14 protein-coding genes and 1 pseudogene are annotated in these 18,424 nt (G+C 56.2%); 2 read left to right on the forward strand and 13 right to left on the reverse strand.

Features of this window, described 5'->3' with window-relative positions:
* Positions 1-166: pseudogene (locus QVP03_RS13830) on the forward strand (hypothetical protein); the annotation flags it as partial.
* 69 nt (positions 167-235) lie between these two features.
* Here the strand turns inward: QVP03_RS13830 and QVP03_RS08095 are convergent.
* From QVP03_RS08095 to QVP03_RS08145, 11 genes are all read right to left on the reverse strand, one after another.
* Entirely contained in the window at positions 236-730 is a 495-nt protein-coding gene (locus QVP03_RS08095) for a 3'-5' exonuclease (RefSeq protein ID WP_022333000.1), read from the reverse strand.
* Between the two features lie 114 nt (positions 731-844).
* The gene (locus QVP03_RS08100) at positions 845-1,999 is read right to left on the reverse strand and encodes a DUF5689 domain-containing protein (protein ID WP_022333001.1); all 1,155 of its coding nucleotides are present in this window, start codon (positions 1,997-1,999) and stop codon (positions 845-847) included.
* 15 nt (positions 2,000-2,014) lie between these two features.
* Positions 2,015-4,852, reverse strand: coding sequence for a TonB-dependent receptor (locus QVP03_RS08105; protein WP_022333002.1), 2,838 nt, complete (start codon positions 4,850-4,852; stop codon positions 2,015-2,017).
* A gap of 15 nt (positions 4,853-4,867) precedes the next feature.
* Positions 4,868-5,899: an endonuclease/exonuclease/phosphatase family protein gene (locus tag QVP03_RS08110; RefSeq protein WP_022333003.1), complete on the reverse strand. Its 1,032-nt coding sequence runs from the start codon at positions 5,897-5,899 to the stop codon at positions 4,868-4,870.
* A 10-nt stretch (positions 5,900-5,909) separates the two neighbouring features.
* A complete protein-coding gene (locus QVP03_RS08115; protein ID WP_288210707.1) occupies positions 5,910-7,121 on the reverse strand; it encodes a DNA/RNA non-specific endonuclease in 1,212 nt (403 codons plus the stop codon).
* A gap of 172 nt (positions 7,122-7,293) precedes the next feature.
* Positions 7,294-9,621, reverse strand: coding sequence for a BACON domain-containing protein (locus QVP03_RS08120; RefSeq protein WP_022333005.1), 2,328 nt, complete (start codon positions 9,619-9,621; stop codon positions 7,294-7,296).
* A 625-nt stretch (positions 9,622-10,246) separates the two neighbouring features.
* Positions 10,247-11,776: a glutamine-hydrolyzing GMP synthase gene (guaA, locus tag QVP03_RS08125; protein ID WP_278809479.1), complete on the reverse strand. Its 1,530-nt coding sequence runs from the start codon at positions 11,774-11,776 to the stop codon at positions 10,247-10,249.
* A 153-nt stretch (positions 11,777-11,929) separates the two neighbouring features.
* A complete protein-coding gene (locus QVP03_RS08130) occupies positions 11,930-12,274 on the reverse strand; it encodes a DUF3795 domain-containing protein (protein ID WP_279143645.1) in 345 nt (114 codons plus the stop codon).
* Positions 12,267-13,745, reverse strand: a complete 1,479-nt coding sequence (gene guaB / locus QVP03_RS08135) for an IMP dehydrogenase (RefSeq protein WP_022333007.1) — start codon at positions 13,743-13,745, stop codon at positions 12,267-12,269. Before guaB ends, QVP03_RS08130 begins: the two co-directional genes overlap by 8 nt.
* Positions 13,746-14,134: 389 nt before the next feature.
* Positions 14,135-14,950: a 3-methyl-2-oxobutanoate hydroxymethyltransferase gene (gene panB / locus QVP03_RS08140; RefSeq protein WP_256166324.1), complete on the reverse strand. Its 816-nt coding sequence runs from the start codon at positions 14,948-14,950 to the stop codon at positions 14,135-14,137.
* A gap of 245 nt (positions 14,951-15,195) precedes the next feature.
* The gene (locus QVP03_RS08145; protein ID WP_022333009.1) at positions 15,196-15,732 is read right to left on the reverse strand and encodes an RNA methyltransferase; all 537 of its coding nucleotides are present in this window, start codon (positions 15,730-15,732) and stop codon (positions 15,196-15,198) included.
* Positions 15,733-16,024: 292 nt separating this feature from the next.
* Between QVP03_RS08145 and QVP03_RS08150 the strand changes: the two genes are divergently transcribed.
* The gene (locus QVP03_RS08150; RefSeq protein ID WP_022333010.1) at positions 16,025-17,242 is read left to right on the forward strand and encodes a site-specific integrase; all 1,218 of its coding nucleotides are present in this window, start codon (positions 16,025-16,027) and stop codon (positions 17,240-17,242) included.
* A 317-nt stretch (positions 17,243-17,559) separates the two neighbouring features.
* Here the strand turns inward: QVP03_RS08150 and QVP03_RS08155 are convergent, their stop codons facing one another.
* Together QVP03_RS08155 and QVP03_RS08160 are read right to left on the reverse strand one after the other, a co-directional pair.
* Positions 17,560-18,078, reverse strand: a complete 519-nt coding sequence (locus QVP03_RS08155; RefSeq protein WP_022043478.1) for a DUF3408 domain-containing protein — start codon at positions 18,076-18,078, stop codon at positions 17,560-17,562.
* Between the two features lie 76 nt (positions 18,079-18,154).
* Positions 18,155-18,292: a hypothetical protein gene (locus QVP03_RS08160; RefSeq protein WP_162852190.1), complete on the reverse strand. Its 138-nt coding sequence runs from the start codon at positions 18,290-18,292 to the stop codon at positions 18,155-18,157.
* Positions 18,293-18,424: the final 132 nt, after the last annotated feature.

Consider the following 18,424-nt stretch of genomic DNA (forward strand, 5'->3'; position numbering starts at 1 on the left):
TGCGGGGTACAAACGCTGGAACCAGACGACCGTAGGCGTCACCCGTTACATCATCGGCCACAGCCTTAAGGTACAGGCAGACATGTCGTACAACCACCGCAGCGAATCGTTTGACCCCGATTACAACCGCTGGGAGATCCGCTTCCAGCTGGAGCTGGGGCTCTGACCCGGCAACAGGAAAATACGAAAACTCCCGGCTATTGCCGGGAGTTTCTGTTTCGGGACAGGAACCCCGTTACAGGATTTTCAGCGCGATCCGCGCGCACGCCTCGGCATCGGCCAGGGCATGGTGGTGGTTGGCAAGGTCGAAACCGCACGCCGCCGACACGGTATGGAGCTGGTGGTTGGGCAGGCTGCTGCCGAACGTCCTGCGCGAGGCACGGCACGTACAATAGAACCGGTAGCCGGGATAAGGCATCCCGTACAACTCGAACACGGCGCGCAGGCACCCCTCGTCGAAGGGCGAGTTGTGCGCCACGAGCGGCAGCCCCTCGATACGGGGCGCAATCTGCTTCCACACGTCGGCGAAATCGGGCGCCTGGGCCGTATCCTCGTAGCTGAGGCCGTGGATGGCCGTGGTGAAACGGCTGTAAAAATTAGGACGCGGGCGGATCAGGCTGTAAAGCGTGTCGACCACCTCGCCGCCACGCACCACGACGACGCCCACCGAGCAAACGCTCGTACGCCGGCCGTTGGCCGTCTCGAAATCTATGGCTGCAAAATCTTTCATCGGTCAGGAGTGAATATCCTTCGCAAAGATACGGATTTTAACGCTTCCCGGTATCACCGGCTACGAAAAAACGGCCGCCTTTCCGAGGGCGGCCGTCGTTTCTGCCGGAGCGGGTTATTCGGTATACTCGTCGTCCGACGTGTCGGGCGTAACCCATGAATCGGCCGGGGTCAGCTCCTCGACCTCCGCCTCCGTCAGGAAGGCGTCTTTGTCGAACATGATGTCGTCGAAATAGTTGACCGTGCACTGGTAAGCGCCGTAGTTGTATGTCCAGTCCTTGGAGTAGATGCCGAAGATGGCCATGATATCGCCTTTCGCGCCGTCGCGGACGACGGGATACTGGGCGAAACGCGAATAACCGCTCGTGCGCACCGTATAGACACCCTTCTTGTTGGTCGTCGAAGGCAGGGTGCTGTCATAGGTGAAAAGCACCGAACCGTAGAGGTTCGTACCGTCGTTGCTAAATGCCCAGCGGTACCAGACCTTGTTCATCACCGGACGGATGTCGGTATACATCCACGCGGGATAAATGTTCGACCCCACCGTCCCGTAACGACACGTAACGCCGCGCAGGATCACCAGACGCCCGAAATACTGCTGCCCGTTCTGGCCGAAGAAATCGTCGCAGTTGGCCTCGGTGATCTCGAGGATCTCCTTGCCCAGCTCCAGCTGCGTCTCCCCGCCGAGGAATACGCGCTTGCGGATCTCCGTCGGATCTTCGATGTTCGAGTTGGCATAGAACTTATGTTCGCCCACCTTGTTGTAGGAATCGGTAGGCCCCTCGCCCAGCGACAGCATCATGCGGTAGTTGCCGATATAGAGGCCCGAGACCTTGACATAGACCCAGTTCGAGGGGATCGTACCCGTGGCCTTGTCGAAACGCCCCATCGGATAGGTAAAATAGAGCCCCGTAGTGAGCTTCACCTCAATGGCACCCGAATCGTCCACCAGGTAGAGCGACTTGTAGACGTTGCCCTCCTCGTCGCTCGACTGCACCTTGCCCTTGATGTAGTAATCCAGCCCGTCGGACGACTGGCCGATCTGTACATACTTCGTATCGCCCCAGCTCGAGTTGCTGCCCGTACCACCGAGCGACTTGTGCTCATCGAGGAACATCTGTTTCACATCGGCGATGGAGATATGCTTCATCCCCGCGAAATCCTCGTCGGTATAGACTTTGGCGGGCTTCGGCGCATCGAAATCATTATAGCACCCCGTAACCGCAAACATCACGGCCAGCACGGCACATAACTGAAATATCTTTTTCATAATCGTCATATCGTATTAGAAGCGGAAATATACATTCAGGTAATAGGTCGTCCCCAGCAGGTAAAAGTACTTCGAATCGAACGGTACGTAGTACTGGATCGGCTGGGCGGCCGCACCCTCCTTGTTCACATAGGTACGGCGCGAAAGGCGCATCTGTTCGTAACCGCCCGTGCGGATCGTCTGGTCGTTGAGGATATTCTTCACCTCGAGGCTGAAGCCCAGCTGGTAGATGCGGTGGATGTACCAGTTCTTGCCGACGCTCAGGTTGAGTGTATAGGCCGAGTCGAATTTCTCCTGCTCGCGCAGGTTCATCAGCGCCGTGTATTTCACGGCGCCGGGAAGCTGTGCCGCCTCGTCGGGGCGCAGTACCGTGGCATAAGCGGCACGGGTACGGCGCGCGGGGTTCATCGAGAGGTAGATACGGTCGTAGTAGTTGAAATCGACCGAGGCGAACCAGTTGCGCGGGCCGCGGTAGCTCAGACCGAGGTTGAGCGCCGTCTGCGGCGTGCTTTCGACGTAGAGGTCGTCCCAGAGCACCTTGTCGCCGCGGAGCACCTCCTCGCTGTTGTCGCGCGTCTGTGTGAAGTTGGCGTCCGACGTATAGCGGTAGTCGCCCAGGCTCAGGGCACCGTTGAACGAGATGCCGCCCCAGATGGGAACCACGACGCCCACTTCGAGGCCGTAGTAACGCTTGTCGATGCCGCTCATGGCGAAGTTGGTGAACGACGACTGCGTATCGTCATAGTACGAGATAACCTTCGACTGGTCGGCGACCGAGGTATAGTAACCCGAAACGCGCGCCGTGATCCACGGCAGATTGAGGTTGTACGACAGGTCGACGCCGAGTACCTTCTCGGAATCGAGGCCCGGCGTAGTCGTATTGCGGGTACGCGCCGAAACGAAAGCGTCGCGGAACTGCGGGGGATTGACCATGTAGGCCACATTGGCGTCGATGGCGTGCGCACCCGAGAAACGGTACGAGAACTCGCCCTTGAGCTTGTAGGTCAGGTAGTCGAGCGTCTTCGATTTGCCGAGCGAGTTGTTCGCGAAGAGGCCCTTGCGCAGCCGGCCGTCGCGCCACATGGCCGTATAGCCGACCTCGCCGCCGAGGCTCATCGTGAAACCGCCGAACGAGGCGTAATACTGCGCCCAGACCTGTGCCTGGCGCAGGTTGGCGTAGTAATCGTAGCTGAACTTATCGCCTTCCCCGACGCGGCGGGCCTCGCCGTGCTTGAGGTAATAATCCAGGTCGTTCTGCGAAAGCAGCGGGTTGTAGTTGCCGTTGTCGCGCAGGGCGAACTTATCCACGTCGAGCCAGTAGTCGGCACCGAGCAGGTCTTTCACCTCGTCGTAGTACTCCGTGCGGTTGACACGCGCCGTCAGGCCTCCGCGCAGCACGGACTGGTTGCGGAACGTATGGGCGATGTTGGCCGCGAAGTTGAAATCGCGCTGGTCGGTATGGCGTTCTTCGATCATGTAGATGCCCGAAGCCCCGGACTTGTTGCGGTTGTAGTTCATGCGGAACATGTTGTCGTAATCCATCTGGCTCTTGCTGGGGTCGGTGATCCACTCGCGCATCGAACGCAGCGCAAGGTCGTTGTACGTCCCCAGATCCGAACTCTCGATGCCCTCGGACAACTGGAGGATACGGTTCGTGTAGAAGCTGGGCAGGTAACGGTAGTAGTCGGGGCGCGGGTCGGGGCCGTCCGTCCACGTCAGGGCCGAATAGCCGTTCTTGCCGAAGCGGAACGAAGCCGCGGCGGCAAGTTTGGTATTCGACGAAATGTCGAACCCGTAGTTGAGCATCACGATCGGCTCGTGGTAATCGCGCACGCGCGAGTTGCGCAGCTTGCCATCCTGCTTACCCACATTGGGGTTGTAATAGTTGTTACTCAACAGGTCGTAGGCTTCCTGCGTCGACGCCTGCTGCGCTCCGCGCTCGGTCGGTGCGCCCAGGATGGTCAGCGCCAGGTTGTGGCGGTCGCCGCCGAAACGCTTTTCGACCGATGCGAAGTAACCGTAGGCATTGTAGTACACCCCGTCGACATAGGAGTTGCCGCCCTGGCGGGTCGAGAACGAGAAGGCGTACGACCATCCGTTGTCGAGCAGGCCCGAAGCGTAGGAAACCATCGCGCGGAAGCGGTACATCGAGTTGCCGTTCACGACGCTGGCACGGAAGCCCTTGCGCATCTGCGAAGCGCGCGCATTGACATTGGTCGTACCGCCGATGCCGTCGATGCCGTAGCCCGACGAGCGCAGCCCGGCGGTATTCTCCTGGTTACGCGTGGCGTCGTTCAGGCCGCTCCACAACGACCAGGGGCCATAGCCCGTCATGGCGTCGTTGAACCGGATGCCGTTCAGGTAGATGCTCGAATACTGCGAATCGTAACCGCGCACGTTGAAACGCATCTCGCTGAATTTATACGAGGCAATGTTGTTGAAGACATCCTTCGACGACGAAAGCGACGAAGGCAGCGACTGCCCGTCGGCCGCCGTATCGGAGTCGAACTCCGCGAACACGGCGTCGTCGATGACATACTGCACATCGGGGGCCATCACCACCGAATTGAGGTTCTTGACCATCTTGTCGACACGAACCGCCAGGTCGAGGTTCTCGAACTCGGGGGCTTCGAATTTCAACTGGTATTCCCCTTTGGGCAGCTGGTCGATATTGAAATTACCGTGGTTGTCGGTCATGACGGTGACGCCGAGCGGTTCGACGACCACCTTGACATTGCTCAGTGCGACACGGCCGTCACGCGAGACGACCTTGCCTTTGACGCCCCCGTCCTGGGCATACGCCCCGGCACAGGCCAGCGTGAGCAGGATAACAAGTAAAGCTCTGATCTTCATAATTACTTTGTTGGGTTATTTACCGATGTAAATGAATACGGGAAGGTGATCGCTGTATCCCCCCTGGAAATTGTTGCCCACGAACGTACGCAGCGGGTAGCCCTTGTACTGGCCTTCCTGCTGGAACAGATAGGGGACACGGAAAATATTGCCGTAATATTTCCCCTTGGGGGCACGCTCCAGCTTGAGCGAACCCGTCGAGCCGGTAGCGAGGTTCTCCGACACGACGATATTGTCGAACAGGTTCCACTGGTCGCGGTAGGCAAGCGAACCGATGCCCGCCTTCAGCATGTCGATAAAGGGATTGTAGTATCCGCCCGGTTGGAGCTTGCGGATGTTGCCTTCGGCGCCGAGCACCTCGGTGATGCTCTTGTCGGTGGCGTCGTCGTTGAAGTCACCCATCATCACGACCTTGGTCGCGGGGTTGATCGCCAGCACCGAGTCGGCGGCATGGCGCATGATCTCGGCGGCGCGCTCGCGCTTGGGTGCCGAAGCCTCCTTGCCGCCCAGGCGCGAAGGCCAGTGGGCCACCATGAAATAAAACGGTTCCCCGTCGATCGTCCCCCACATCGTCACCACGTCGCGCGTGCGGAAATTCGGCAGGCTCTCCATCGTAAACGGAATCGGGGCGCTGCCCTCGAGCTTGAACACGTCGGGACGGTAGTAGAACGCCACGTCCACGCCGCGAGCATCGGGCGAATCGTAGTGCACGATGCGGTAATTGGCCGGGGCGAGTTTGGGCGTAGCGATCACGTCTTCCATGACATTGCGGTTCTCGATCTCCGAAACACCGATCACCACCGGGTAGTCCTTGTTGATAGCGGCGATGTCGAACAACACGCGCGAAAGGTTATTGATCTTTTTGGTGTACTTGGGCGTATTCCACTTCTTGGGCCCTTCGGGCGTAAACTCCTCGTCGTAAATCTCCGGGTTGCGGATCGTATCGAAGAGGTTTTCGAAGTTGTAGAAAACGACCTTGTAGGGTTTCTGGGCGAAGCAGACGACGATCAGCGCTGCGAAAAGCCCGGTAAAAAGCAGTTTCTTCATATAATTCAGATTAATTTATACCCCAGTCCGAGGGATTGTTCTGTGCCTTCACGTCGGCGGCAATGCCATCGTCGAGCATCGTAAAGAATTTATAGCCCGTTTTCTCTTCGATGTCGGCGACGCTCGTGATATATTGTTTTATATTCCCGGTCGTGGTTGAGGAATTTTCAGCCCAATAACCGATTGCCGCCAATTGCGATGCATCGGTAATCTGGTCGATCCGCTTCCCCGTCCTGCCGCTTTTGGTACGTAGCAGCACCTTCCAGCAATACTGTGGAATCGCGACCCGATTCCCCCCTTTATCCGTCGTATATCCCTGTACCCCATAAGTTCCCGTAACATTGTACAAGGTATCGGGATATGAAATATATTTCAGGGTAAGATCTTCCAAATCCCCCCACGACCCGCTATTAAAATCAGGATCCTGAGGCATAATATTGGTCGAATAGAACGTCTGCTCATTCAATAGCGAAGAATAGCTGACATAACGATGGTAGGACATACACTGATGCCCGCGGATAGGCCGCCCATTATATGAACCGCGGCTCAAATCGACCTGAAATTCCTCCGGCACTTCAGGATCGTATTTCCATGCATTAGAACGCTCATATTTTCCAACCCGGTAACAGGAATGGATCGGATAGGCGACCCAGTTGGCGATACGTTTCTTCGTGTCGTAGCAGATCGTAAAGTTACGTGCCGTCACAGTCGAAGAGAGCGGCGCGTAATGTGTTACGTAACGGTAATCGGGGACTTCGACATAGGCGGGCAATTCCGCCCACGCGTGATCCATCGACGCCGGAACCGAATAGTCCGCCTGGTCGATCGTCAACGTGAATTCGTGTCCGCCGTCGAAAACGACATCGACCGCAGCCCGGCGCGAAGCGCCCGTTTCGTTTTTGTCCAGGTAGAGGTAAATGACCTCGGTTGCGGCGACCAGCTGCGCCGATTTGGTCGTGGCTTGCGTCCTGCGCGACGTCCAGCACCAACTGCCGCCTTCGGTCACGGTGACGGTATAAGCCGTACCCACGGGCCCCGTCAGCACGAGCCGAGGGTCGGTCGCATAGCCTTTGGCCGCGAGCGTGGCCGTCTCCGTATCGAGGAACAGCGCGGAAATATTCGCCGGGGTGGTGTCGTCGGAGGAAGCGCACCGCCCGAAAACCAGCAGGAGCGCCCCGAGCACCATAGCCCGTCCGAAAAGTTTCAATAACCCTTTTGTCAAAATCATGTAGGAATTTGCAGATAAAAATGTCAGGTAGAAAATCCGACAATCATCCCCGGCGGAAGCCAATCCGCCGGGGATGGATTATAGGAAAACACCTACTTTCTTATTTTGAATAAGTAACCGTGATCGCAGTAATACTTACCGCTCCAAGAGTCGGGAATATCGAAAACTACGTAAGGTTCTTAGCACTGAGGTTGTCAATTACAAACGTAAACGGTTCGTTATTATTTACATCAGACGGAGTCTCGTTGCTGATTGCTATAGCATCCTTCGCAAGTTGCTCTTTCATCTTATCAAGTGTGTCTTTTGTATATGTGTACCCAACCGGAAAAATACCGATAGCACGTCCTTTATAAGGCTCACGAATGGTCACCTCAATCTTCTCAATCGTCCCATCAACGGCAGGAATCTGCACGAACGATCCAAAAGCCGAATTGACTTTTACATTAATCTGTAAACATTCCTTTCCGCTGCTACCACCAGCTGCTTTACCCGACCATTCGCCGAAAGTATTCGTATATGTAAATTCGGCATAGGCTCCACTTTTCCCGCCGATAGCGATAATATCGTCCAACGTAAGGGTAATCTGCTGGCCGTCCCCGCCCGATCCGGATTTCCCGGCCTGCGAAATCGCAACGGTTTTGGTATCCACAGCGGCACCGGCCTTCATCAGTTTGATGGTCAGCGTGGCGGTGATAGCCTGCTCCGTCATGTTTTCCTTGGGCGTCACGGTTACAACCATCCCGTTTACGGAGGTCGTGAACTGCTCCGATTTATCCGTAGCGGCTTCGATCGTGCAGTCGTCGGCATTGGCAGCCGTGACGGTCACGGTCTTGGCATTGTCCGTCGCCGCGAAAGAAAGCGACGTCGGGTCGAGCTTGGTAATCTTCGGTTCAGCGGGTGCATCACCATCCTTTTCGACCGATACGGCAATCGTGCTAAGCATCTTACTCTGGTTGGTCATACCTAACGTATAACCCTTGACAATAACAACCTGTCCATTAAGGGAAGCATCGACAAAACCATCGGCGGGATATGCCAGAGAGCCCTGCAGATCCGTACCTTCGACAGCTATATTATAGTAATACCCGTCTATCGTAAGCGTGCCCGAATATTCGATATATTTAATAACGGGAGTGGCTGCCGCATAGGCATCGAAAGCGGCTCCGTCGAACTTTTCGGGAGTAGGCTGTGTGAAGGAACCGTCAGATACCTTTTCTATTACCAAGTCGGTTTCAGAGAACTGTACCAACTTACTGTAAGTAGTCGTCTTGCCGGTCACCTTGACAGTCTGGCCAATCGTAGCGGAATAATCTACCACAGGCTTATTATCTTTCCATCCAAGATAGACCAGAATCTTCCCGCTATTGTCCTGAATCAGGAAACTACGTCCGTTAATCGCCACGACTTGTCCCTGCGTAGTATAGGTCGCGCCTACCGAACCCGCAATGACTTCAGCAATGGTCTTCGTTTCAGTTACAGGAGGAGTAATATTGTCCAGGTCGACCTCCGTACCACCGATGCCCTCGAAAAGTTTCACGTCGTCGATACGGTGTGCGGATGTAAGATCCGAAGTAAATTTAATGTAAAGTTCCGAAGGCACCTGTTTCAGCGTGAAATTGGCCGTCGCCAAAGCCCAGGTACCGTAGTTAGAGTGCTCGTCGTCCCCGACAGGGCGGTCATAGGTAATTTCCGCCCAGTTTTCACCGTCTTTGCTCAGATATACATGGAACTCCGAAGTCTTGAAGGCATTGTCCTTATCTTCAAAAATACTACGGTATGAACCGAACGTAAGTTGAAGGTTCTTCTTGGTAGATTCAAGTGCGATTTTCTGAATCTCAAAAACACCGCTCGTTCCGAAAAACATATTGTTGACACCGGAAGCGTCGTCCTTGTACTTCGAATGGCTATCGTTCGAAGGCGAATTCGAACGAACACTTATACCGCTCGTTTTATAAGCAACATTGTCGGCACCCGTACCAGTCTGATTCTTCCAGCCCTCGAATGCATCTGCGAAGGGGAACTTACCATCTGCCCCCTTTTGAGCCTGCTCCTTATCGAAATCGTTAGCATAGATAGCATCGCCCGTGGGGGGGGGTGTAACCCCGCTGCCGTACTGTTTCACGGCTACGGACGACTCGGCCTGGCCCCATTTGCCGAATTCGGGGTGGATAAGCGTGAAGGAGATCTTACCTTCGCGCAGGTTCGTACCGGCGGGCAGCTCGGAAACCGTAACGGAGATCGTTCCGTTGCCTTTGCCGCTCATCGGGGAAATGGTAGCCCAATCCAGGTTACTTGCAGTAACCGTCCATTCGCAGTTCGCCGTGATGGCAACGGTCTGCGTCGTCGCCGTCTCATCGGTGAAATCAAGCGCCGTCGGATCCGCCGTCAACTTCGGCGTCAGCGACTTGTCATCGTCGTCGGAGCATCCCGTAAATGCCGTGGCAGCCACAAGGAAAAATGCACCGAAGACCAACCTAAAAAGATGTTTACTCATAAAAATAGTTTTAATTAGGTGATTATAAACTAATATCCGTTTGCAAAAATAACTTACGATTCTTCCGTTTTTTAAAGGGGAAACTATTACAAAGATAACTTTTATTTCAAAAATACAAAAGGATTTCGGCATATATTTACTGTTAAGGTTCCGTTACATAGCAAAAAAACGTTCCATGCTGCCTCGGAAAGGACAACCCGTGCGGCATACAGCCTCGCAAGCACCCAAATCAAGGCATCGGCGGAGGCTTCCGTCCGGAACCGCCCCCCTGGCGCACCTTCGGCCAGGCAAAAAAAAATTCCGCCCCGGAAACCCGGGACGGGCGAAGTTTCAAGGCTGGTTGGCGGATTGCATCGGCAGGGGTCATAAACCGGCATCGTTTCCGATGCTGCAAAATTACCCTGCGGCTATTTCATCGTTGCGACAGTCCCGTTACAATCCCGGGAATATGGCATTGCACGCACGTTGCAGCAGCCGGCAAAGCCGCTCGGCCACACCACCCGGCCACAAAAGCAGCCTGCCCGGACTGTAAACGTCCGGGCAGGCCATGCCGAATAACGGGTTCGGCAACGATTGCAATACGGCGGCGGCCTGCCTCACACAGCGGCCGCGCAGGGATCATACCCTATTCCCACTCGATGGTTGCAGGCGGTTTCGAGGAGATGTCGTAGACGACGCGGTTGACCCCTTTGACTTTATTGATGATGTCGTTCGACACATTGGCAAGGAACTCATAGGGCAGGTGCACCCAGTCGGCGGTCATGCCGTCGGTCGAGGTCACGGCACGCAGTGCGACGCAGCTCTCGTAGGTTCGCTCGTCGCCCATCACGCCGACGCTCTTCACCGGGAGCAAGATGGCCCCCGCCTGCCACACCTTGTCGTAAAGTCCGGCATCGCGCAGGGCGTCGATGTAGATTTTGTCCACGTCCTGCAGGATTCCGACCTTTTCGGGCGTAATGTCGCCCAGGATACGGATCGCAAGGCCGGGCCCCGGGAAGGGATGGCGCCCGATCAGCTGCTCGGAGATCCCGAGCGAACGGCCTACGCGGCGCACCTCGTCCTTGAAGAGCAGGCGCAGCGGCTCGACGATCCCGAGGTGCATCTTCTCGGGCAGCCCGCCGACGTTGTGGTGCGACTTGATCGTCGCCGAGGGGCCGTTGACCGACACCGACTCGATCACGTCAGGATAGATCGTCCCCTGCGCCAGCCAGCGCACGTCCTCGATCCGGATCGCCTCCTCGTTGAATACCTCGACGAAATCGCGGCCGATGATCTTGCGCTTGGTCTCGGGATCGCTCACGCCAGCCAGGTCACCCAGGAACTTGTCGCCGGCCTTCACGCCCTTGACGTTCAAGCCCATGTTCTTATACGACTCGAGCACGTCCTCGAATTCGTTCTTGCGCAGCAGGCCCGAATCCACGAAGATGCAGTAGAGGTTCTTGCCGATGGCCCTGTGCAGCAGCACGGCGGCCACCGACGAGTCTACGCCGCCCGAAAGCCCGAGCACGACCTTGTCGTCGCCCAGTTTCTCCTGCAACTCGCGCACGGTGGCCTCCACGAAACTCTCCGACGTCCACTCCTGCCTGCAGCCGCAGATACCCACGACGAAATTCTTCAGCAGGTGCGTGCCGTCGGTCGAATGGTAGACCTCGGGGTGGAACTGGATGCCCCACGTCTGCTCGCCCTCGATGCGGAACGCAGCCACGCGCACGTCCTCGGTGCTGGCCACAATCTTATAGTTCGCGGGCACCGACGTGATCGTATCGCCGTGCGACATCCACACCTGCGTGGTCGCAGGCAGGCCGCGCATCAGCGGGTCACCGGCATCGCCCACCGTAAGCACCGCACGGCCGTACTCGCGGCTGGGCGCAGGCTGCACCTCACCGCCGAAGGCCGATGCGAGGAACTGCGCGCCGTAGCAGACACCCAGCAGGGGCAGTTTACCCTTGATGGCCGAAAGGTCGGGGGCAGGGGCATGCTCGTCCCTCACGGAGAAGGGACTGCCCGAGAGAATCACACCCCGCACCGAAGCATCCGGCACCGGAATTTTGTTGAAGGGGTGGATCTCGCAATAGACATTCAGTTCGCGTACGCGCCGCGCGATGAGCTGCGTATACTGCGACCCGAAGTCGAGAATCAGGATTTTTTCCATAATATAATGTAAGTCCGACGAATCGGGGTTCATCAATTTCGGAAGATTTACAAGCCATGAAACTCGCCGGACTCACTCTACGGCGTCTCCGACGCCGGTTTCAGGCCTAAAATTCCTCCGGGCCTTCTCGTTGCCAAGGAAGACCTCGAATCCTTATTATTTTCTTTTTACCGGACGGTTGTAACTTCCCGCAAGGCGCATCTCCGCGGTGAAAGCCTCGTTCCCGACTTCGCGGATGCGTGCTATGCAACCGCGACGGTCTGAGCGAAAAACGACCTGGAAAACCCCGGCGATGAAATTATTGAACTTTCCGCAGGCATCCAGCGGCACCAGCGTGCATTCGGCGCAACTCTGCCAGCCGTTCTCCCGGCAGCAGAAACGAACCTTGCACCACACGGCCTTTTCGTTATCGCGGCACCCCGGACAACTCCCTTTCCGGAATTTCCGGCATGAACCGCAAAAAAGCCCGCAGGCCGCAATCCCGGGATCGGAACTATTCACCGCGGGAATAATTGGGCGTTTCACTCGTGATGGTCACGTCGTGCGGGTGGTTCTCCGTAACGCCGTTCGAGGTGATGCGGATGAACTGCGCACGCTGCAAAGCCGCGATGTCCCTGGCACCGCAATAACCCATGCCCGAACGGATGCCGCCGATAAGCTGGAAGACAGCCTCGCTCAACGTGCCCTTGAAGGGTACGCGCGCCACGATCCCTTCGGGAACGAGCTTGTTGATATTGCCTTCGCAGCCCTTCTGGAAATAGCGGTCGGCGGAACCCGCCTTCATGGCGTCGATCGAGCCCATGCCGCGGTAGGTCTTGAACTTACGGCCGTTGTAGATGATCGTCTCGCCGGGAGACTCCTCCGTGCCGGCGAACATCGAGCCGATCATCACGCAGTCGCCGCCCGCAGCCAGCGCCTTGACGATGTCGCCCGAATAACGCAGGCCGCCGTCGGCGATAACCGGAACGCCCGTATCTTTGGCGGCCGACGCCGCGGCATAGATGGCCGACAACTGGGGAACGCCCACGCCCGCGATCACGCGGGTGGTGCAGATCGAGCCGGGGCCGATGCCGACCTTGATGCCGTCGGCGCCGTTCTCGATCAGGAACCGTGCGGCCCCTGCCGTGGCGATATTTCCGACCACCACGTCGAGCGACGGATAGGCGGCCTTGATCTCCTTGAGCTTATTGACGATATTCATCGAATGCCCGTGCGCGGAGTCGAGCACCACGGCATCCACATCCTCCTCGACGAGCGCCTTCACGCGATCCAGCGCATCGGGCGTGATGCCCACGCCGGCTGCGACGCGCAGACGGCCTTTGGCATCCTTGCAGGCGTTGGGATGATCCTGCACCTTCGTGATATCCTTATAAGTAATAAGCCCCACCAGATGGCCTTCGTCGTCGACCACGGGGAGCTTTTCGATCTTGCAGTTGAGCAGCACCTCCGAAGCGTTGGACAATTCGGAGCTATGCGTGGTGATGAGGCGGTCGCCGGGGGTCATCACCTCCTCGATACGGCGCGACATGTCGCGCTGGAACCGCAGGTCGCGGTTGGTGACGATACCGATCAGCTTCCGATCCGCGTCCACGACCGGGATACCCCCGATCTTGTTCTCTTTCATCAGGTTGAGCGCATCGCCGACCGTATGGTCTTTCGAGATGGTCACCGGGTCGTAAATCATGCCGTTCTCGGCCCGCTTCACCCGGCGCACGTGGGCGGCCTGCTCGGCGATGGACATGTTCTTGTGGATCACGCCGATCCCGCCTTCACGAGCCAGCGCAATAGCCATCGGCGCTTCGGTAACGGTGTCCATGGCAGCGGACACAATGGGGATGTTGAGTTTGATATTTCGCGAGAAACGGGTCTGGACACTGACCTCTCGCGGCAACACTTCCGAATAGGCGGGTACAAGCAGCACATCGTCGAACGTAAGTCCTTCGGGCTGAACCCTTTCATTGATAAAAGACATAATGAACGTGGATTTTTGTTGCTCGCAAATGTAGTGATAATTTTCGAAACGGCCTAATATCCGGGGCAACGCGACGATTTTTTTATCAACAATTTATCAAAGCCGCCGGGTGCGGGCAAAATCCGGAGCCCCCGGGACAACGCCCGGCAAGCCCCGCGACGGGTAAATACACACGCCAGCGCCCCGGACAGGAAACCCCTCCGACACCCCGTCCCGGGAAGCCGCCAGCGCAGTCCCGTACAAGCCGGAGGGGACGCTCCGCGCCCGGAATCCCTGGACAGCAATCGGGGGCATCCTCCCGCCGCCGACTTCCCGGACAGGAAAAATCCCCGGCCTCAGGGTCGGGGATCGAAATTATTCCGTCACGGCGGCCTGCACACCCGGCGGGGTCAATACTGCTCCTGCCCGTTGGGAAAATCGCACGATTTGACGTCCGTGATATACTGCGACACGGCGTCCGACATGACGGTATACAGGTCGGCATAGCGGCGCAGGAAGCGCGGCGAGAAACCCTTGTTGATGCCCAGCATGTCGTGGATCACCAACACCTGCCCGTCGCAACCTCCGCCGGCGCCGATGCCGATGGTCGGCGCGGAGATTTCGGAGGTGACGCGGGCGGCCAGCGCCGCAGGAATCTTTTCGAGCACGATGCCGAAGCACCCCGCATCGCTCAGCAGGTGGGCGTCGCGGACGAGTTTCGCTGCCTCGGCCTCCTCCTTGGCACGCACGCTGTACGTCCCGAACTTATGGATCGACTGCGGCGTCAGCCCCAGGTGCCCCATGACGGGTATTCCGGCCGAAAGGATGCGGTTAACCGATTCGAGGATCTCTTCGCCGCCCTCGATCTTCACGGCATCGGCCTCGGTCTCCTTCATGATGCGGATGGCCGAGTCGAGCGCCACCTTCGAATTGCCCTGGTAGGTTCCGAACGGCAGGTCGACGACGACCAGTGCACGGCTAACGGCACGCACGACCGAACGCGCATGGTAAATCATCATATCGAGGGTAATGGGAAGCGTGGTTTCGTAACCGGCCATCACGTTGGCCGCCGAGTCGCCCACGAGGATCACATCGATACCCGCGGCGTCGACGATCCTGGCCATCGAATAATCGTACGAGGTCAGCATGGCGATCTTCTCGCCGCGCTGCTTCATCTCCGTCAGACGGTAGGTGGTCACTGCCCTGACAGTACTTTCTACAGACATAGTTTACTACGAACCCGATGGATTATTCAACATTTCATTCGTTCGCAAGGTTCCGGTATGGAATCCATCGGATTCGTATTACGGCGCAAAAACGCCAATTCCATATCGACAATCCTTCCAAACCTCCCTTTGAAAAGGGAGACTTATCAACACCTGTAAACCGGGGTGATAGCGCAAGCCGGGTGCAAAGCCAAATTTATCTGTTTTGCCGGGGCGCAGCTAAACCGAGGTTCAGCGCGGCAAAGTTAACGCTTCGGCCGGATTTGGCAAAAAAAATCCCACAAAACGACACCGCCCGAAACCGAAACGTTGATCGAATGCTTTGTCCCGGCCTGCGGGATCTCGATCGCACCGTGGCACATGTCCACGGCCTGCTGCCCCACGCCCATCACCTCATTGCCGAACACGAGCGCATATTTCACGCCCGGCTCCGCCCGGAAATCGCCGAGCATCACGGCTCCTTCGACCTGCTCGACGGCATAGACCCGGTAGCCTTCGGCGCGCAGGCGGGCAATGCACTCCTCCGTCGTCTTGTGATAAGTCCACGGCACGGTCAGTTCGGCACCGAGCGCCGTCTTGTGGATGTCGCGGTTGGGCGGCGTCGCGGTGATGCCGCAGAGGGCGATGCGTTCCACGGCGAAAGCATCCCCCGTGCGGAAGAAAGCCCCTACGTTCTGCAACGAACGGACGTTGTCGAGCACCACCGCGACGGGCATTTTCTCCATCGCGGCGAACTCCCCGGCCGAGGGCCGGTTCAGCTCTTCGTTGGTGATTTTACGCATAACGTATGCAAATGAGTGATTTCGGGGTCAAAAGTATCACAAATTTGGTAAAAAGGCAAATGTAAGCATTGGTATTGATAATCAGGTAGTTTTTCTATCCAGTTCACTCTATACAGGTTGTCGAATCGGTAGTCGGCGGCATCGTCAAGCGTGGGTTCAGTTACCAAAGCATTACCTCGTTCGGGAATGCCTTTTATTTCCTAAAATAGTGATTTACCGTCTATTGCATTTCCATTCATCTTGACCGAAGACTCTGCGGAAATTAGTTTTGTATCCCTAAAAAAGCAGAGTTATGCGCAGCACATTCAAGGTTCTGTTCTACCTGAAAAGGAACAAGAAAAAAACACAGTCTGCGGTTCCCCTCATGGGCCGCATCACGGTCAACGGTACTATTTCGCAATTCAGTGCGAAGCTCACGGTTCCGGAGTGTTTGTGGGAAGTCCGCGGCGGCCGTGCCAAGGGGCGGAGTCTCGAAGCCGACCGTATCAACCGCCATCTGGACGATATCCGCTCGCAGCTCGACCGTCATTATCGGGATATCCGCGACCGGGAAAGCTATGTGACGGCCGAGAAGGTGAAGAACGCCTGGCTGGGATTCGGGAAGCGTTACCGCACCCTGCTGTCCACTTTCCGCAGCTTTACGGACGACCTGCACGGCCGTATCGGCGTCGACCGTTCGAAAAACACGTGGTACCGTTATCTTGCCACGATGAAACACCTGCAAGCGTTCCTTACTGTAAAATACCGTGTGAGCGACATCGCCCTTGCCGAACTGGAACAGTCCTTTATCGAACAGTTCCATGTTTACTTGAGAACGGAATGCAATCTCAAGCTTACGAGCATCTGCCGTTATCTGGACTGCCTGATCAATGTGGTCAAAGTCTCCTTCAACGACGGAATCATGCCCCGCAATCCGTTCGCCTCGTACCGTTACAACGAACCCACGCCGGAGCGTGCTTTCCTGAACGAGGAAGAGATCCTCACGCTTCAGCATGCCGCGCTCCGCACGAAGAAACAACGTATGATCCGCGACCTGTTCCTCTTCTCCTGTTTTACGGGCATCTGCTACGCGGATCTGAAAACCCTTGCATGGAAACAGCTCGAACAGGATACGCACGGCGACTGGTGGGTCACAGGCAACCGCTGCAAGACGGACACACGGTACGTGGTCAAACTGCTGCCTGCTGCCTTGTCCATTCTGGAACGTTACCGGGACGGCACGGATTATGTCTTTTCTTTTATGCCGCATCTGAATACGGTCGACCGTTCCCTGAAACGGATCGCTGCCTTGTGCGGCATCGAAAAGAAGCTGACCTTTCATGTCGGACGCCATACCTATGCCACGACGATCTGCCTGATGAACGGCGTGTCGCTGGAAACGCTCTCGAAGATGCTGGGGCATAAACGCATCACCACGACGCAGACCTATGCGAAGGTTACCCAGCCGATGATCGACCGTGAGGTGGAGATGCTCAAAATAAAGTTGGCGGATAAATTCATGGCTGTATAAAAATAGCGGACAGTTGGGAAAAACGATAAGGAGCCATGTGAGAACAGCATATATCGTCTCACCCTTAAAAGCAAAAAAGTCTGATATATCCCTGTAATCTCTTTCCGCCGGCAGGAAATATATCGCCGGAGATGAAAATACGCAAGGCCATGCGAATCGCCCGAAGGGCGAGCCTTGCGTATTTCCATCTTCGGCGTTTTGCTGGACGCTACCGTCGGAAAAGGCGGCTTTCTGCGCCCCGGAGGCTACCCAACGGGCTATTGACTCTACGACACGCATATCAGAAACCCAAAGTAATCGGTCATTGCATTGCCTGTTCAAAACGGTTGTCTGTTATTCTTCTTTTCGTGGAGATAATTCAGCTCGTCGCTGTAAATTCCGATTACAAAGCGCAGCATATTGTCGACCAAGGCCGTTAATCTTGTATTATCGTTTCCCAGCAGGTGGAGGATTTCCGATACTTTGTGCTTGGTTTGGGCGCTGACATAGATCGCCGAACGGTTACGGCAATCCACCGGTGCGAAGAAGGTGCGTTCGAAGTCCGGCAGCGAGAGCTTTTTACGACGGAAGCCGGCAGGCTCCTTTCCAGTAGTCGTTTGGGTGTTGACGTCTGTTTTTTCAGTCGTCGGTGCCGATGCTTCGGATACCGTTTCCGATGTGTTTTCCTCGGGAGCGTCCGTATTTTTCTCTTCCGGGTCGGGAATCCGGCGGACGACTTTCGAGTCCAAAGGAGCTTGTCCGGCGATCATCTGACGCATCAGTTCCTCGGCGGCTTCGATACAGGGACGCTTTGAAGGTTTCGGTGCGAGTTTGTCTTTTTCTTTGAATGAATCCATGGTACAATGTTTTTGAGATTGATTGTTAGCTATATGGTCGTAAAGCGTGTATGTTTGCTTCGTTGGATTAAACCATTCAAAATACCATTATTGACTTTCGAATCCATAGGAACCCTCTGGCGATCATCTGACGCATCAGCTCCTCGCCGACTTCGATACGGGGACGCTTTGAAGGTTTTGGTGCGAGTTTGTCTTTTTCTTTTAATGAATCCATGGTGTAACGTTTTTGAGATTGATTGTTCGTTTTGCAGTCGTAAAGCATGTATGTTTGGTTTTATGTTTTAAACCATTCAAAATACCGTTTTCTGTTTCATGCGGTTTATATCGGGATAATGAACGGAATAAG

It is taken from the genome of Alistipes sp. CAG:29 (assembly GCF_000435435.1).
Classification (GTDB): domain Bacteria; phylum Bacteroidota; class Bacteroidia; order Bacteroidales; family Rikenellaceae; genus Alistipes; species Alistipes onderdonkii.

What these genes read in the sequence shown, in the direction of transcription:
- panB (WP_256166324.1), bottom strand. Translation starts at nt 14,950, where the DNA reads ATGTCTGTAGAAAGTACTGTCAGGGCAGTGACCACCTACCGTCTGACG.
- QVP03_RS08145 (WP_022333009.1), bottom strand. Translation starts at nt 15,732, where the DNA reads ATGCGTAAAATCACCAACGAAGAGCTGAACCGGCCCTCGGCCGGGGAG.
- QVP03_RS08155 (WP_022043478.1), bottom strand. Translation starts at nt 18,078, where the DNA reads ATGGATTCATTCAAAGAAAAAGACAAACTCGCACCGAAACCTTCAAAG.
- QVP03_RS08095 (WP_022333000.1), bottom strand. Translation starts at nt 730, where the DNA reads ATGAAAGATTTTGCAGCCATAGATTTCGAGACGGCCAACGGCCGGCGT.
- QVP03_RS08160 (WP_162852190.1), bottom strand. Translation starts at nt 18,292, where the DNA reads ATGGATTCATTAAAAGAAAAAGACAAACTCGCACCAAAACCTTCAAAG.
- guaB (WP_022333007.1), bottom strand. Translation starts at nt 13,745, where the DNA reads ATGTCTTTTATCAATGAAAGGGTTCAGCCCGAAGGACTTACGTTCGAC.
- QVP03_RS08150 (WP_022333010.1), top strand. Translation starts at nt 16,025, where the DNA reads ATGCGCAGCACATTCAAGGTTCTGTTCTACCTGAAAAGGAACAAGAAA.
- QVP03_RS08120 (WP_022333005.1), bottom strand. Translation starts at nt 9,621, where the DNA reads ATGAGTAAACATCTTTTTAGGTTGGTCTTCGGTGCATTTTTCCTTGTG.
- QVP03_RS08105 (WP_022333002.1), bottom strand. Translation starts at nt 4,852, where the DNA reads ATGAAGATCAGAGCTTTACTTGTTATCCTGCTCACGCTGGCCTGTGCC.
- QVP03_RS08100 (WP_022333001.1), bottom strand. Translation starts at nt 1,999, where the DNA reads ATGAAAAAGATATTTCAGTTATGTGCCGTGCTGGCCGTGATGTTTGCG.
- QVP03_RS08110 (WP_022333003.1), bottom strand. Translation starts at nt 5,899, where the DNA reads ATGAAGAAACTGCTTTTTACCGGGCTTTTCGCAGCGCTGATCGTCGTC.